The sequence below is a fragment of the Winogradskyella sp. PG-2 genome (assembly GCF_000828715.1).
GTDB lineage: Bacteria > Bacteroidota > Bacteroidia > Flavobacteriales > Flavobacteriaceae > Winogradskyella.
This window is the reverse complement of record NZ_AP014583.1, coordinates 2,008,265-2,025,199: the sequence shown is the minus strand read 5'-3', so window position 1 is coordinate 2,025,199 and position 16,935 is coordinate 2,008,265. Positions and strand designations below refer to the sequence as shown.

Annotated in this window: 16 protein-coding genes; 12 read left to right on the top strand and 4 right to left on the bottom strand. The window is 33.9% G+C overall.

The annotated features are described in order from the left end of the window. Window positions 1–64 precede the first annotated feature (64 nt). Both WPG_RS09020 and WPG_RS09015 read left to right on the top strand, forming a co-directional pair. Window positions 65–1,363 carry an O-acetylhomoserine aminocarboxypropyltransferase/cysteine synthase family protein gene (locus tag WPG_RS09020; protein WP_045471535.1) on the top strand — a complete coding sequence of 433 codons (1,299 nt, stop codon included), beginning with the start codon at window positions 65–67 and terminating at the stop codon, window positions 1,361–1,363. Window positions 1,364–1,472: 109 nt separating this feature from the next. After that, entirely contained in the window at window positions 1,473–2,480 is a 1,008-nt protein-coding gene (locus WPG_RS09015; RefSeq protein ID WP_045471533.1) for an alpha/beta fold hydrolase, read from the top strand. A gap of 51 nt (window positions 2,481–2,531) precedes the next feature. Here the strand turns inward: WPG_RS09015 and WPG_RS09010 are convergent, their stop codons facing one another. Further along, window positions 2,532–3,362, bottom strand: coding sequence for an AraC family transcriptional regulator (locus WPG_RS09010; protein WP_045471531.1), 831 nt, complete (start codon window positions 3,360–3,362; stop codon window positions 2,532–2,534). Between the two features lie 146 nt (window positions 3,363–3,508). Between WPG_RS09010 and WPG_RS09005 the strand changes: the two genes are divergently transcribed. From WPG_RS09005 to WPG_RS08970, 8 genes are all read left to right on the top strand, one after another. Next, the gene (locus WPG_RS09005; protein ID WP_045471527.1) at window positions 3,509–4,465 is read left to right on the top strand and encodes a dihydrodipicolinate synthase family protein; all 957 of its coding nucleotides are present in this window, start codon (window positions 3,509–3,511) and stop codon (window positions 4,463–4,465) included. A gap of 70 nt (window positions 4,466–4,535) precedes the next feature. Continuing rightward, a complete protein-coding gene (locus WPG_RS09000; protein WP_045471524.1) occupies window positions 4,536–6,119 on the top strand; it encodes an aldehyde dehydrogenase (NADP(+)) in 1,584 nt (527 codons plus the stop codon). Further along, window positions 6,120–7,130, top strand: a complete 1,011-nt coding sequence (locus WPG_RS08995; RefSeq protein ID WP_045471521.1) for a 4-hydroxyproline epimerase — start codon at window positions 6,120–6,122, stop codon at window positions 7,128–7,130. A gap of 2 nt (window positions 7,131–7,132) precedes the next feature. Further along, a complete protein-coding gene (locus tag WPG_RS08990) occupies window positions 7,133–8,380 on the top strand; it encodes an NAD(P)/FAD-dependent oxidoreductase (RefSeq protein WP_045471518.1) in 1,248 nt (415 codons plus the stop codon). A gap of 71 nt (window positions 8,381–8,451) precedes the next feature. Continuing rightward, complete coding sequence (locus WPG_RS08985; protein ID WP_045471515.1) at window positions 8,452–8,931, top strand: nucleoside deaminase; 480 nt, start codon at window positions 8,452–8,454, stop codon at window positions 8,929–8,931. Window positions 8,932–8,962: 31 nt separating this feature from the next. Continuing rightward, the gene (locus WPG_RS08980) at window positions 8,963–10,342 is read left to right on the top strand and encodes an FAD binding domain-containing protein (RefSeq protein WP_262507866.1); all 1,380 of its coding nucleotides are present in this window, start codon (window positions 8,963–8,965) and stop codon (window positions 10,340–10,342) included. Continuing rightward, on the top strand, window positions 10,335–12,659 hold the full coding sequence (locus WPG_RS08975; RefSeq protein ID WP_084221555.1) for a xanthine dehydrogenase molybdopterin binding subunit: 2,325 nt from the start codon (window positions 10,335–10,337) through the stop codon (window positions 12,657–12,659). Before WPG_RS08980 ends, WPG_RS08975 begins: the two co-directional genes overlap by 8 nt. 103 nt (window positions 12,660–12,762) lie before the next feature. Further along, window positions 12,763–13,155, top strand: coding sequence for a hypothetical protein (locus WPG_RS08970; protein ID WP_197539912.1), 393 nt, complete (start codon window positions 12,763–12,765; stop codon window positions 13,153–13,155). Here the strand turns inward: WPG_RS08970 and WPG_RS08965 are convergent. From WPG_RS08965 to xdhC, 3 genes are read right to left on the bottom strand one after another with little or no spacing between them, the layout of a single operon-like run. Further along, window positions 13,132–13,623, bottom strand: a complete 492-nt coding sequence (locus WPG_RS08965; RefSeq protein WP_045471506.1) for a nucleoside-triphosphatase — start codon at window positions 13,621–13,623, stop codon at window positions 13,132–13,134. The two genes, WPG_RS08970 and WPG_RS08965, sit on opposite strands and share 24 nt — an antisense overlap. Continuing rightward, window positions 13,620–14,627 (bottom strand): hypothetical protein, encoded by a 1,008-nt coding sequence (locus tag WPG_RS08960; protein ID WP_045471504.1) that lies wholly within the window; start codon window positions 14,625–14,627, stop codon window positions 13,620–13,622. Before WPG_RS08960 ends, WPG_RS08965 begins: the two co-directional genes overlap by 4 nt. Continuing rightward, window positions 14,628–15,407, bottom strand: a complete 780-nt coding sequence (gene xdhC / locus WPG_RS08955; protein WP_045471501.1) for a xanthine dehydrogenase accessory protein XdhC — start codon at window positions 15,405–15,407, stop codon at window positions 14,628–14,630. It lies immediately after the preceding gene. 132 nt (window positions 15,408–15,539) lie between these two features. Here xdhC and WPG_RS08950 point away from each other — a divergent pair, with 132 nt between their 5' ends. Together WPG_RS08950 and arsS are read left to right on the top strand one after the other, a co-directional pair. After that, a complete protein-coding gene (locus WPG_RS08950) occupies window positions 15,540–15,875 on the top strand; it encodes an arsenosugar biosynthesis-associated peroxidase-like protein (protein WP_045471498.1) in 336 nt (111 codons plus the stop codon). Between the two features lie 3 nt (window positions 15,876–15,878). Next, complete coding sequence (gene arsS / locus WPG_RS08945) at window positions 15,879–16,934, top strand: arsenosugar biosynthesis radical SAM (seleno)protein ArsS (RefSeq protein ID WP_045471495.1); 1,056 nt, start codon at window positions 15,879–15,881, stop codon at window positions 16,932–16,934. Window position 16,935 lies beyond the last annotated feature (1 nt).

Below are 16,935 nucleotides of genomic sequence, written 5' to 3'. Positions count from 1 at the left end.
ATGCTTCTTTCGAAGCTTATTTGGCTTTTGAATTAATTTATTTTAACTCAAAAAAACTAGAAAAATGAGTACACAAAAATTCGCAACAAAAGCGTTGCACGCAGGACATGACACCAATCAAACAGGAGGTACAAGAGCTGTACCTATCTATCAATCTACAGCTTATGTTTTCGATGATTCAGATGATGCAGCAGGACGATTTAACCTCTCTGTACCAGGATTTATATACACGCGTCTGAACAATCCGACGAACGATATTTTAGAGCAACGTTTAGCAGCTTTAGAAGGAGGAATTGCAGCAGTAGCAACTGCCTCAGGAACGGCAGCCATCTCTACTACATTACTTACACTTTTACGCGCAGGTGATCACATTGTTGCGTCAAATAGTTTATATGGAGGAACATACAATTTATTGAGTGTAACACTTCCAAGACATGGTATTACAACAACATTTGTAGATCCATCTGACCCTGAAAATTTTCAAAAAGCAGCTCAAGAAAACACAAGAGCTATTTTTGTAGAATCTTTAGGTAATCCAAAACTCGATGTTTTAGATATTGAAGCCATTTCTGTTGCAGCCAAAGCGCACAAAGTACCTTTAATTGTAGATAATACAGTTGCTACACCATATTTACTTAATCCTATTGAGTATGGCGCAGACATCGTTATTCATTCGTTGACAAAATATATAAATGGTAACGGAACGTCATTAGGAGGTATTATCATTGACGCAGGTACTTTTGATTGGAGCAACGGAAAATTTCCAGAGTTTACAGAACCGTCAGCTGGTTATCATGGTTTAGTCTACAGTGAAGTTATTGGTGCCGCAGCATTTATTGCTAAGATTAGAATTGAAGGTCTACGTGATTATGGTGGAGCATTGAGCCCGTTTAATGCCTTTCAAATTATTCAAGGTTTAGAGACTTTAGAAATTCGTATTCAGAAGCATAGTAAGAATGCGCTCGAGCTAGCAAAATGGTTGCAAGAACAACCTGAAGTAAATTGGGTAAACTATCCAGGGTTAAAAACAAGTAAATATAATGGACTGGCTCAAAAGTATTTACCTAAAGGACAAAGTGGTATCGTAACATTTGGTGCTGATGGTGGCTATGATGCTGCAAAAACTATTGCTGATACCACAAAACTATTCTCTTTATTGGCAAATATTGGAGATACTAAATCATTGATTATTCATCCTGCTAGTACAACGCATCAACAATTAAGTGATGAAGCACAAGAAACTACCGGAGTGACTAAAGATTTAATCCGTTTATCTGTCGGAATAGAAAATATTGAAGATTTAAAAGCTGATTTAAAAGAAGCCTTTTCTGTTGTTAAAGAAAAACAAGCGCTTCAAAATTAGCCTTTATTAGTGTTGTTTAGTTTAGAAACAGATGTCTTTATAATATAAAGGCATCTGTTTATTGAGTTAAAATAGTAATTAAAAGACTACTGCTTTCGCAGGAAGTAGAATGAAAGAATTAAAATATATAAATATTCCTGATTATGTTACAGGTAGTGGAAAAACCTTTAGCATTAATCTATCATATCAAACATTTGGAAAAACATTAGATGATGCTCCTGTTGTATTAGTAAATCATGCACTAACAGCAAATTCTAAAGTCATAGGAGAGCATGGTTGGTGGAACGATTTAATCGGAGACAATAAATGTATTGACACTAATTCATACAGTATTTTAGCCTTCAATATCCCTGGAAATGGGTATGACAATAAACCTGAAAACTTAATTGAAAACTATAAATATTTTACGGCTCGAGACATAGCTAGGCTGTTTGCGTTGGGTCTAGAACAACTAAAAATTGAAAAGCTTTTTGCTGTTATAGGAGGTTCAGTTGGTGGAGGTATTGCATGGGAATTAGCAGCTCTAAAACCCAATTTAATTGAGCATTTAATTCCGGTTGCAACCGATTGGAAATCTACAGATTGGCTCATTGCAAATTGTCATATACAAGATGCTATATTAAACCATTCTAATGAGCCATTAGCTGATGCAAGAATGCATGCAATGACACTTTATCGCACGCCAGAATCTCTAACTCAAAAATTCGAAAGAACTAAAAGAGATGATTCACTTTTTAATATTGAATCTTGGTTAAATTATCATGGTGATAACTTAAGTAATCGTTTTAACTTATCTGCTTATAAAATGATGAATCAAATCTTAAGAACTATAGATATTGCTAAGGGAAGAGAAGGCTTTTTAGAAGTTGCTTCAAAAATATCTTCATGTATACATTTAATAACAATTAATTCAGATCTATTCTTTAAACCAGAAGAAAACTGGAACACATTTGTTGAGTTAAAAAGTTTAAAGCAAAATGTAAACATTCATGAAATTAAATCCATTCATGGTCATGATGCATTTTTAATCGAATTTGATCAATTGGCAAGGTTCTTGAAACCAATTTTTAAAGTTAACGCAAATACATCCGTTCCCATTTCCAAATGTGTTGCTTAAACTAATGTGCTATTAATCAGAAAACCCAAACTATATGTTTGGGTTTTTAATTTATTTAAATTTAGACGGAGTCTCTCCTTTTAACTTCTTAAATACTCTATTAAAATTAGAAATATTTCTAAATCCAGACATATAGGCAATTTCAGCAATACTATAATCACTTTTTTCTTTTAATAATTTACTTGCCTTTTCTATTCTAAACTCATTTAAAAATTGAATATAAGTTTTGTTGGTTCGTTTTTTAAAGTACTTACAGAAGGCATTCTTTGTCATGTTTGCTACTTTTGAAACTGTATCTAAAGAGATCTCTTCCGAATAGTTATTTAATGTAAATTCAAATACATTTCGCATTCGGTCACCTTCAACCAAGCTGTATTTTTTATCATACACAAATGACGATAAACTTGTATAGTCTGATTTTACCATACAATTCAATAACTGTAATGAAATTATAAATCGATTTAGCTTTGAAGCTTTTTCAAGCTTAAGGAATAGATTTTTCATTTCTTCAATATGAGACTGTGGCCTAAACCCATATTTAGAACGTTCAAAAAAAGTCTGAATATCTTTTAACTCTTCAAGATTAAAAAACGATTCACCAAAAGAGTGTTCCGTAAAAAAAAGCGTTAGCATATGTGATTCTTGTGAACTTTTATCACTCTTAAACACATGTGGAATATTACTTCCAATGACTAAAACTTCACCTTTTGTGAAATTATTTATGGTATCACCAACAACTAAAGTTCCGTTTCCTTCAAGGATAAAACTCAATTGAATTTCTTCGTGCTGATGCAATTTATCATAAAACAAATTTACTTTGTCAACCTGATAAATCAAACCGCCTCTTTCTGGCTTTGGAATAATAAATGGTAATACTTTCAAATAAAAATGATCATATACTACTCAAAAATAGTGCTAAATAAACATAAATTGATAATATAGTATTATTATAGAATAAAAAATCATTATTTGTTCTTACACAACTCAATTAATTTTACGCCAAAAGTTATTTAACAAAACAAATTCTAATGAGCATACAATGGAATGGCGTAATGCCAGCCGTGTTTACATGGTTGAAAGAATCAAAATCAGGCGCTCTTGAAATTGACCTTGATGCAACACAAAAACAGGCAGCAGATATTTTAAAAGCTCAAGGAAAGGGCGGAAGCAAAATGAGCGGACTTGTGGGTTCTGGAACTCTGGGTGAGAATAGCTACCTGAACACAAAGCAGCGTCTTTCCTTACTTAAATCCCTATCTGAGGTTGCTAAAGAATACAATGTCCCGTTGATTAGTGGAGCAGCAGCAGAAACTAAGGAAGAACTTACTGAAATCGTTGAAGGACTTGCAACAGTTGGAGTTGATACAGTCATGGTCATGCCGCCAAAAACTAAGGCGGTTCCTTCTGAAAAAGAAATGTATGAGTACTATGCACTTTCTGAAGCAACTGCAAAAGATGTAGGCGTAACAGTTATGCCATATAACAATCCTGATGCAGCCGGTTATCATGCGCTCTCAACAGACCTTCTTAAAAGACTTTCTGTTCTCCCTAATGTAACCGCTCTTAAAATATCGACTATAGATGTTTCAATTATTGAAACGCTGACGTTAGAGAACAAAGATTTAAAAGTTTTAGCAGGTGTCGATACAGTTACTGTATATGCAGGATTAGCCGGAGCATGTGGTGGAATTACAGGTGTAGGTTGTGTCTTCCCAAAAGCTAGTGTTACGATGCAGGAGTATGTTTTAAATGGAGAATGGGTTGAGGCAAACAAAATTTCTCAGGCTTTAAATTCATTATCCTATCTCGATGCTCAGCCATTGCTTATGGAATACCTTAAGCTCGCTATGGGAATTCATCATAACGATGTTGCTGGAGGGCTTCGTACTTTTGGCAAGAAATTAACTCAGCAGCAAATTGATGATGTCCGTACAAGATATATTCTGGCAAAAGAAAGACTTGAAGTTCTAGACTTAATAGGTTAAGCTTTTGAAATATTTAAAAAAATAGTTTACAAACCAGTAAATTTGAAAAAAACATTTAAAAAAAGTAAGGATGATCACAGGAAAAAACTATTTAGGACATCAATTATCAGCTAAAGGTTCTAAAACCTACCAGACCTTTAATCCACAATTAAATATTGAAAACGATTCTACTTTTACAGAAGCCACTTCTGAAGAAATTGATGAAGCAGTTGCATTAGCATCTGAAGCATTTAAACCATTTAGAACGACTTCAGGAAAACAAAAAGCGAAATTTTTAAATACAATTGCAGATGAAATTTTAGCGCTTGATGATGAATTGATTCAAACTTACTGCTCTGAAACTGGATTACCAGAAGGCAGAGCGAAAGGTGAACGTGGAAGAACCGTCGGGCAATTACGAAGTTTTGCTGAATTAATCACTGAAGGCTCTTGGGTAGAAGCAACAATAGACACAGCACAACCAGATCGTCAACCTATCTCAAAATCTGATATTCGTAAACTACTAATTCCTTTAGGACCAGTTGTTGTATTTGGAGCTAGTAATTTTCCATTAGCCTACTCCACTGCTGGTGGAGATACTGCTGCAGCTTTAGCTGCTGGTTGTCCTGTAATTGTAAAATCACATCCAATGCATGCTGGAACTGGAGAATTAGTCGCTTCTGCTATTATAAAAGCTGCAAAAAAGACTAATATGCCAAATGGTGTATTTTCTAATATAAATTCTAGCGGAATTCATGTTGGAGGAGAATTAGTAAAACACTCTGGTGTAAAAGCTGTTGGTTTTACAGGAAGTATTAAAGGAGGAAGAGCATTATATGATTTAGCTGCACAACGTGAAGAACCAATTCCTGTGTTTGCGGAAATGGGAAGTATCAATCCAGTTGTAATTTTACCTGAAGCTTTAAAAAATAGAAATGAAAGTTTAGCAAAAACTTATGCAGGTTCAATAACTTTAGGTACAGGTCAATTTTGCACAAATCCAGGTTTATTATTAGGAGTTAAAAGTGAAGGGCTATCAAATTTTGTTCAAAATTTATCCAATGAAATCATTAAGATAGAACCTTCCTGTATGCTGCATCCAAATATTATTGGAGCGTATGAACACAATAAACAAAAGGCAATTTCGCAACCTCGTCTTACAGTTACTGCAGATTATGAATCTGATGTACAAACCAACTATGCCAGACAAGCTATTACTACTGTTGAAGGGAAAACATTTATAGAAAACCCAACCCTACATCAAGAAGTATTTGGACCTTATTCAATTGTTGTTCAATGTGAAAACAAAACACAATTAAAAACCATAATTTCTAATCTTGAAGGTCAATTAACAGGAACGTTGATTGCAGATAATGATGAAGCTTCAAACCATCCTGAAATAGTTTCAGCATTACAAAATCGTGTTGGACGCATTATTTATAACGGAGTACCAACTGGTGTTGAAGTTTGTCCATCTATGGTTCATGGAGGACCATATCCTTCATCAACAGATAGTCGTTTTACAGCTGTAGGCATTCATTCTATTAAGCGTTGGGTAAGACCATTCAGTTATCAAGATTGGCCAAATGAATTACTCCCTAATGAATTAAAAAATGAAAATCCTCTTGGTATTTCAAGATTAGTAAACAATAAACAAACTTCTGATAATATTTAAATGGTTGCACACACCTTTGTTTGTATTGATGCCCACACTTGCGGAAACCCAGTAAGAGTGATTAAAGAAGGTGGTCCTAAACTCATTGGAAATACTATGAGTGAAAAACGTCAACATTTCTTAAAAGAATACGATTGGATTAGAAAAGGTTTAATGTTTGAACCTCGTGGTCACGACATGATGAGTGGCAGTATTCTGTATCCACCTCACAACCCAGAAAATGATTTTGCTATACTTTTTATTGAAACTTCTGGTTGTTTACCAATGTGCGGACATGGTACTATAGGAACAATCACTATTGCTATAGAAGAAGGTTTAATAACTCCTAAAACACCTGGAAAGATAAAAATGGAAGCACCAGCTGGCTTAGTTGAAATTGAGTACCAACAAACAAATAACAAGGTCGATTGGGTAAAACTAACGAACGTAAAAAGTTATTTAGCAGCTAAAGGACTTTCTATTGAATGTCCTGAACTTGGTGAAATAAAATTTGATGTTGCTTATGGAGGAAACTACTATGCCATTGTAGATCCACAGCAGAATTTTTCTGGAGTGCATGATTTTACAGCTAGTAAAATTATCCAATACTCTCAAGTTGTAAGAGATCGTATTAATACAAAGTATCCTAATGAGTTTATTCATCCTGAGAATAACACTATCAAAGATGTTACACATATGCTATGGACAGGTCATCCAATTGACAAAAAATCTCATGGTAGAAATGCTGTGTTTTATGGAGATAAAGCCATAGACAGAAGCCCTTGTGGAACAGGTACTTCAGCTAGATTAGCACAATTACATGCAAAAGGAAAGCTAAAAGTAGGTGAGAATTATATTCATGAGAGTTATATTGGTAGTACATTTATCGGTTGTGTAGAAAAAGAAACTAAACTTGGAAATAGCCCAGCTATTATACCTAGCATTAAAGGTTGGGCAAAAGTTTACGGACAAAATACAATAACAATTGATCCAGAGGATGATCCCTATGCTTATGGATTTCAAGTCATTTAAATATGAGTAAAAATGTCATTATAATCGGAGGTGGAATTATAGGATTATGTTCTGCTTATTATCTTCAAAAAGAAGGTCATCAAGTTACTATTGTTGATCAATCTAATTTAGATGCAGGTGCCTCTTATGTTAATGCTGGTTATCTCTCACCAAGTCACATCATTCCATTGTCTGCACCGGGTGTGATGAAAAAAGGCTTAAAGTGGATGTTTAATTCATCTAGCCCTTTATACATTAGGCCTCGATTAGAATTAGATTTTTTAAAATGGACTTGGGCTTTTAATAAATCTTGTAGTGCCAATCATGTTAAAAAAGCTGGGCCTGTTATTAGAGATATTTCAGTGTTGAGTCAGCAATTATATGAAGAAATAAAAACTTCAGAAAACTTTACAGCCCATTATGATAAGAAAGGTCTTTTTATGCTTTGTCAAACGCAAAAGCTTTTAGATGAAGAATTAAAGCTAGCGGAAATGGCTACAGACCTTGGACTAAAAGCTAAAGGAGTTACACCTAAAGAAATTAAAGAATTAGAGCCAAATGTTGAAATAGACGTTATTGGAGCAGCCTATTTTGAATGTGATCACCATACGACACCTCATGAGTTTATGAAGGATATGATAACACATTTAACTAATTGCGGAGTTACAATTTACACGAATGAAAAAGTCGAAGATATTACAGTAAAAAATCAAAATATTTCGTCTCTAAAAACTAATAAACAAACTTTAATTGCAGACGAAATAATTCTAGCTGCTGGTTCTTGGAGTTCTCTTTTAAGTAAAAAATTAGGCCTTAAATTGTTATTACAAGCCGGAAAAGGCTACCGAATAAATACTGAAAAAGGAACAGGAATTACAATTCCAGCCATTTTAGCTGAAGCCAAAACTGCAGTAACACCAATGAATGGTTTTACAAGATTTGCAGGAACAATGGAAATTGCTGGCATCAACCATAATATTAATAAAGTTAGAGTTGATGCTATTGCAGATGCAGCTAAACGTTATTACCCTAATGTTGAATTAACTCAATTAGAAAAAGATGACGCAGCTTGCGGTTTAAGACCTGTATCACCAGATGGTTTGCCATATATAGGAAAATCAAAAAAATGTAAAAATCTAACTATAGCAGCTGGTCACGCAATGATGGGTTGGAGTATGGGAACTGCGACAGGCTTATTAGTTTCTGAGATTATTTCTAATAAGAAGCCAACACTATATTTAAATCCTTTTCATCCCGACAGAAAATTTTAAAATTGGTATATTAGCTTGTTAAGTATTTTTAAATTCGAATACTAAAATTTACTTCAAAAAAAAGCTAATTAATGTCAGATCATAATAAACAACACTTCATGAAAGAAGCTGTTAAGGCAGCTCTAAAAGGCATGAATAATAATGAAGGAGGTCCATTTGGATGCGTCGTCGTTAAAGATGGTAAAATTGTAGGGCGTGGTAACAACAAAGTGACTTCAACTAATGATCCAACCGCTCATGCCGAAGTTACCGCGATAAGAGATGCATGCAAAAACTTGGATTCTTTTCAGTTAGATGGTTGTGAAATTTACACCTCTTGTGAACCTTGCCCAATGTGTTTAGGTGCTATTTATTGGGCTAGACCAGATAAAGTCTATTACGGAAGTAATCAAGTAGATGCTGCCAATATTGGCTTTGATGATGAGTTTATTTATAAAGAAATTCCGTTACCTTATGCAGAACGAAGCATTCCTTTTGAGCAATTAGCTCGAGAGATTGCTTTAGAACCATTCCAAGAGTGGACTAAAAAAGAAGACAAGACTGAATATTAATATATGATATCCTTCATTCTAAACAACAACCATTACCACTTCAGATCATTCTGGAATGACTTTATTGGATTTTGTACGCTACGAACAACGTCTAACGGGAACTAAAATTGGTTGTCGTGAAGGTGATTGTGCTGCGTGTACAGTTTTAGTTGGAGAATTAAAAAATAACACTATTGAATACCTAAGTATCACCTCTTGTATTTCTCCGTTAGGAAATGCACATGGTAAACATATTGTAACCGTTGAAGGCACAAATCTTAAAAACAAATTAACGACTGCACAAGAAGCCATGAAAGCAAATTATGCCACACAATGTGGATTTTGCACACCTGGTTTTGTGGTATCCTTAACGGGTTTTGCTTTATCAAATTCAGAAAAAAATTATAGCAATGCGCTTGATGCTATTAGTGGTAATATTTGTCGTTGCACAGGCTATAAAGCCATTGAAAAAGCAGTACATCAAGTGGTTGAAAAATTAGAGCATCAAGAGAATCAATCATTTAATTGGTTAATTGAAAACGGGTTTATTCCTGAGTATTTTAAAGATATCCCAAAACGATTAAAAGCTTTAAAGGCTAAAGATATAAATCAACCCAAAGGAAAATATGTCTCTGGCGGAACCGATTTATATGTACAACAAGCTGATAATTTAATAGATAGTGCTGTACATCTTATTGCAGAGAAAGACTATTTAAAAGGTATCTCTATAGAGAATGGTATTTGTACTATTGGCACAAATTCAACCGTTTCAGATTTATGGAATCATACGGAACTCAATGCTATTTTGCCTAACTTAAAAAAACATTTAAAACTGGTGTCTTCAGAACAAATTAGAAACATGGCTTCCTTTGGCGGAAACTTAGTCAATGCTTCACCAATTGGTGATATGACGATTTTCTTTTTAGCCTTAAATAGTGACATCACTATTATAAATGAAGACAACAAAGAGCGAACTATCGCACTTAAAGACTTTTATAAAGGCTACAAAACCTATGATTTAAAAGACCAAGAACTTCTAAAAAACATCAGCTTTAAATTACCAACAAAAGCATCTTATTTCAATTTTGAAAAAGTGTGTAAACGCACTCATTTAGATATTGCAAGTGTTAACTCTGCGATTCATATATCTATTGAAAATAATATAATTTCAGAAGCACATGTATCTATTGGTGGTGTTGCTGCCATTCCAAAGTATTTACATAAAACTTCTACGTTCTTAAAAGGAAAACCGTTGACTTCTGAAACAATATTAGAAGCCAATGACATCCTTCAACATGAAATCAGTCCAATCAGTGATGTTAGAGGCTCAAGTGATTACAAACGCTTATTAGGACGCCAATTATTCTTTGCACATTTTACAGAATTATTTCCGAAAACATTCACCTTAAACGATTTTGTTCAGCATGCATAAAAACAAATCAAATACTGAACTTAACTCTAAACTAGATGCTGTTTCTATAGCTTTAAAGCAAAGCATAAAAAACTTAGATTCATATACTCATGTTCGTGGCGAATCTTTATATGTTGATGATGTTAATGTGAGACAAGGCACCTTGCATGCTGTGGTTTTTGATTCACGAAAAGCACATGGCAAAATAAAGTCCATCGATTATTCTAAGGCAGAAGCTTTGGACGGTGTAGAACGTATTTTTACCTATAAAGATATTCCTGGCGAAAACGAGATTGGAGGCATCATTAGAGATGAACCTTTATTTGCAGAAAATGAGGTTCATTTTTGGGGAATGCCAATTGCACTTATTATTGCAGAATCTGAATTCATTGCAAGAAAAGCTAGAAACTTAATTGAAATTGACATTCAGGAGTTACCAGTTATTACAACTGCAAAACAAGCTAAAGCTAAAGGTAGTTTTATTAATGCACCACGCTCTTTTAGTTTAGGTGACACCGAAAACACATTCAAAGATTGCGAGTATATTTATGAAGGTGAAACGTTTTCAAACGGACAAGAGCATTTATATATTGAAGCACAAGGAGCTTATGCAGAACCTTTGGAAAATGGTAACATAAAAATCACCTCATCAACACAAGGACCAACAGCTGTTCAAAAAACAACAGCTAATGTACTTGGCCTTGCAATGCATAAAATTGAAGTTGATGTCACACGTCTTGGAGGCGGTTTTGGTGGAAAAGAAGACCAGGCAACCCCTTGGGCTGTAATGGCAGCTTTGGCCACTTATCATTTAAATCAATCCGTAAAATTAATACTAAATCGTCATGACGATTTACATATGACAGGCAAACGTCATCCTTATGAAAGCACTTATAAAATTGGTTTATCTAAGGATTTAAAGATATTGGCATATGAAGCTGAGTTTCTTCAGAACTCTGGTGCTGCAGCCGATTTATCTCCTGCTATTGCTGAACGTACGCTATTTCATGCTACTAATAGTTATTATATTCCTAATGTAAAAACAATGGTTTTAAGTTGTAAAACCAATTTACCACCCAACACAGCTTTTCGAGGTTTTGGTGGACCACAAGGTATGTATGTTATAGAATCTGCGATTGCAAAAGCAGCTTCAGAAATTGGAGTGACTTCTAGAGAAATTCAAGAGATTAACTTGTTAGATGAAAACGATACGTTTTCTTATGGACAGATTGCTAAAAAAGTAGAAGCTAAAAACACATGGGATTCTGCGAAATCATTATTCAGTAGTGATGCTTTAGAACACGACGTTGAAGAATTCAACAAGAATAATACAAGCTTTAAAAAAGGTATTGCGTTTATGCCTATTTGTTTTGGTATTTCATTTACCAATACATCAATGAATCATGCACGTGCTTTGGTTCATATTTATTTAGATGGTAGTGTTGGGATTAGTACAGCTGCAGTAGAAATGGGACAAGGTGTAAATACCAAAATGATGCAAATTGCAGCGCAAGTATTTTCAATCCCAATAGAAAAAATTAAGATTGAAACCACCAACACAACAAGAGTTGCTAACACCTCACCTTCTGCTGCGAGTTCTACTGCAGATTTAAATGGAAAAGCAACCTTGATGGCTTGTAATTCATTATTAAAGCGATTAAAACTCGTCGCCTCTGAAGATTTAAATACGAAACCAGAACACATTGAGCTTAAAGATGAGTTCATTTACATAAATGATAAAAAGTCTGAGTTATCTTGGACAGAACTCATAAGCAGTGCCATGTTAAAACGTGTGGCATTAACCGAAAATGCACATTACGCCACGCCAGAAATTCACTTTGACAAAACCAAAGAAAAAGGACACCCTTTCGCTTACCATGTTTATGGCACAGCTATTACCACAGTAACTTTAGATTGTACACGTGGTACGTACGAGTTTGATTGGGTAAAGATTGTTCACGATTATGGAAAAAGTATGAGTGAAGGGATTGATTTAGGACAAGTTGAGGGTGCACTTGCACAAGGTATTGGCTGGATGACTATGGAAGAGATTGCTTATAATGATGAAGGTCGATTACTTTCAAATGCGCTATCAACTTATAAGATTCCTGATATATTTTCAGTTCCTAAAGACGTCGAAGTTATTCCTGTAGAAACTAAAGGACACGAATTAGCAATTTTAAAATCTAAAGCCGTTGGTGAACCTCCATTAATGTATGGGATTGGAGCCTATTTTGCAATTCAGAATGCAATGATGGCATTTAACCCTAACTATGATTTAAAATTCCATGCGCCAATGACTCCCGAAAAGGTTTTGATGGGTTTACATAATAAATAATAGCCATATCGAAATACACTACAGAAAACAAAACATATTAAAAGGCGCACTTATTTATAGTGCTGGAGATACTATTGCTGCACTGTTATTAGATGAGTTTTCTTTGATACGCTTATTAGGAATGGTATTCATTGGAGCAACAGTTTATGCATTAGAAATTCCAAATTACTTTGACTGGATTATCAAAAAAACACAACACCTAAAAGGCTTAAAAGCAAATCTGACAAAAACAGGGTTGGCTATTTTATATTTTAATCCCATTTGGATCGCAAGACATTTACTATTTATTAAACTATTTTTAGGCCAAGATGAATCAATTTTATGGGATGTATTTAGAATCGCTTGTTGGTCATTTTTGGTCAATATTCCTATTTCTTTTATAGCGAATTATATCATTCAAAATCGATTTAAACTCAAATGGCGCTTTTTGGGAAGTGCTATATTCTCTGCGTTAATGGCAATTTATTATGCCTTAAGCGAAACATTCTTTAGCTAAATCTTCCTTTGTAATTAAAGTATATGATTTTATCTGATAGTGTTCGACCACCTTCTCAATCAAAGACGTCCTAATCACAACAATTAGATGGTTTTTATCATTAAAAATACAATCAGGAATTAATACTTTAGCTGCATCATCTAGACCTGTATGCTGCAATTCCAGTTTTCCTAATTCGTCAATAATGAGATATTTACTTTTTTGGGCTTTCCCTTTCGATATTAAATAATCGTTCGCTTCATCAAAAGCAGATTTTAAAAAATGAAACCGTCCGATTGTTATCGTTTTTTCAGGTTCTTGTTCAGTTTCAAATTCAAATTCTTCGCTAGATTTCACTTTTAAAAAGTAGCGCTTTCCATTTTCATTATCAGGACAAAGTAAACCATCCACATCATTGCGCTTTTCAATCCAGTTTAATAAGGCTGTTGTCTTCCCTGTTCTGATATCACCTTTTAGAATATATATCACTCTGAAGGCACTTTAAAATGAATACAATTAGAAATGCTATTAGCCATAAAATATTTAAAACGTGCATAGCCTTTTAGATGCTTTGTTTCTTGCCACGTATAAGACAGTATTCGTCTGAAGTACGGAAATAAATCCATGGCATTAGTAATATCTTCTTTGTACTGTGATTCTTTTTTATTGAGGTATTTTCGAACCATTTTCAATAAAAAGGGCCCTATAACTAAATACCATAGCATTAAAATTAAAAAGCTTCGTAATAAAATATAAATAGCCTTTTGCCAACCGAATAAATTGCCTCCAAAAAATGAAAATGCCAACACTATTACTGCAACAGTAATTAACCAAACCCAAATAACTTTAGTTTTAAAAGATACTTTCTTTTTCTCATCCTTAGATGTGCTAATCTCATGATCTAGATAAAAATCAGTTTCCTTTTTATTTGCTATAATTTTTATAATGTTCTTGATAAAAATTCCTGCTAAAATGCCACAAATCCCATATACTAATAGATATAGTGTTACTAAAAAAGACGTTGTAGAAGTCTCAGACATAAAATTTAATTTCTTCTGAACCCAAACTCCGTATAAATTAATGGCTTCCCATAGTTCAGTGCCATAAACAATGGTTAGAATTAATAATTTTTGAAGCGCAGATTCTAAAAAAGTTACCATTCCTAAAACAATAATAGTCGCACCTTTCCATGAAAATTTAGAAAATAAGAACGCCCCAAAAACCGCTTGAAAACTAACAGCAACATAAGCTCCAAATGGCGAGTATGGACTAACTGCCATCTTTATAATCAAAACAATAACCAAAGCTTTTAAAATAGCTTGCCACTTGTTCTCTGCATAATAGGAGATTAAACTAATTAGCAAAATGGCAATACCACCAACTATTAAGCCTGTGAAAGGAGTATTAAAGACGTGTAAAAACCCTCCTAAACCAGATTCATTAAGTGCCCAAAGCGCTGTTAATTTATCAATAATGGATTTGTTGTTCTTCATTTATTCGGCAGTCCCTTGATAATGCACTTGTAGTAATTGAGCAACTACACTTATTGCAATTTCTTTAGGTGTATCTCCACCAATTGGTAATCCTATTGGGCAAACTACATTACTCATACCTTCTTCAATATTCATTTCTTTAATGAGCATATTATTAAAACGTGCTTTTTTTGTTTTACTTCCTATTAAACCTAGAAATTTAGTTTCGTTTTGTAATGCCATTGAAATAATATCGAAGTCTATAGCATGATTGTGAGTCAACACTAAAACATAACAACTTTTTCCCCAACGTACTGCATCTCTAAAAGTTTTAAAATCTATTTCACTTACCTCACATTGATTAATACTTTCATCAATTTCCTTTTCATTAAACCAATTCTCTCTAGAATCTATAAGATTAACTTTAAAAGGTGTACCAACTAATAATTGTACTATTTCTTTTCCGATGTGTCCTGCTCCAAATAAAAATAATTCTGGTGTCTGATTCATAGGTTCTATAATAAATTCAACTTTTCCTCCACAGCATTGTTCAAATTCTGGTCCTAATGTATAACCAGATTCTATTATTTTATTTTCGCTTAAAGCTGCCATTGCTTTTTCAATAGCAAGAAACTCTAACTTCCCTCCTCCTATTGTACCATGAATCTCTTTATCTTCTGTAATTATCATACGCGAGCCTAGTACGCAAGGCGTTGAACCATGACACTTTGTTACAGTAACAAGAGCAACGGGTTGTTGCTTTTTTTTAAATTCTGATAAAATTTCTATCCAATTCTTCATGCTAAATAAAAACAGATTTAAATGTAAGGCTTTTTAGATGAAAATATTTTCTATTTTTTCTGTAATCTTTAAGTTTTTACTTCGACAAAAAGTGCTATATTGATTTCTAGTAATTTTTATAAATAACTACACATGTCTAAGACGTATTACGATCCAGCAGATCTAAGGAAATTTGGAAATATAACAGAATGGGATGAGGAACTTGGGAACAAGTTTTTTGAATATTATGGCAAAGTCTTTGAAGAAGGTGCACTTACAGCTCGTGAGAAATCATTGATAGCTCTTGCTGTATCGCATACTGAACAATGTCCTTATTGTATAGATGCTTATACAAAGGATACTTTACAGCGCGGAGTGACAAAAGAAGAAATGATGGAAGCGATACATGTTGGTGCTGCAATAAAAAGTGGAGCCACTCTAGTACATGGAGTGCAGATGATGAATAAGGTTAATAAATTAGATGGTTAATTAATGGCAACAAAGTCCCTTAAAAAAAGACATAGCGATTTAGCACAAAGTAATAAGCAATTAGAAATCCTTTCGAATGGTATATTCCAAAATGGAGAACTACCTACGTTTAAAGCTAAGATTTCTGAAACCAGTCAATTTCCGTTAAAAGCAAAAAAACTTGAAATTCTTCAAATAAACGTTGGCTATATGTGCAATCAGGTTTGTGACCATTGTCATGTAGATGCAGGACCTGACCGAAAAGAAATTATGACCAGAGACACTATGAGAGAGTGTCTTGAAGTGATTAAAAACACAGGAGCACATACTTTAGATTTAACTGGAGGAGCGCCAGAAATGAATCCAGATTTTAGATGGTTTGTAGAAGAAGCTGCTAAAGCGGGCATAAAAGATTTTATTGTGCGTTCTAATCTCACTATTATTCGTGCAAATAAAAAATATTATGACTTACCAGAATTCTTTAAAAAGCATAATGTACATGTCGTAAGCTCAATGCCACACTGGACGCGTGGAAAAACAGATAAGCAACGTGGTGATGGTGTTTTTGATAAGTCAATAAAGGCCCTCCAAGAACTAAATGCTGTTGGTTACGGAATGCTTAATAGCGATTTGCGATTAGATTTAGTTTACAATCCATCAGGTGCATTTTTACCTGGAGATCAGGCTTCAATGGAAAAAGATTTCAAAAAAGCATTGCTGGAAGATTTTAATATTCAGTTTCATAATCTATTTGCAATTACTAATTTACCAATTAGCAGGTTTTTAGATTATTTAATTGCCTCTGAAAATTATGAAGATTATATGTATTCATTGATTGAAGCTTATAATCCTGCAGCTGTGGAGAATGTAATGTGCACCAATACACTTTCTGTGAGTTGGGATGGTTATCTGTTTGATTGCGATTTTAATCAGATGCTAGAATTACCCGTAAATAGTAAGATAAAGCACATATCAGAGTATAATGAAGACTTACTTGAAGGTAGAAATATTGTCATTTCTCAACACTGTTATGGTTGCACTGCAGGTGCAGGTAGTAGTTGTCAAGGTTCCGTAGCTTAAT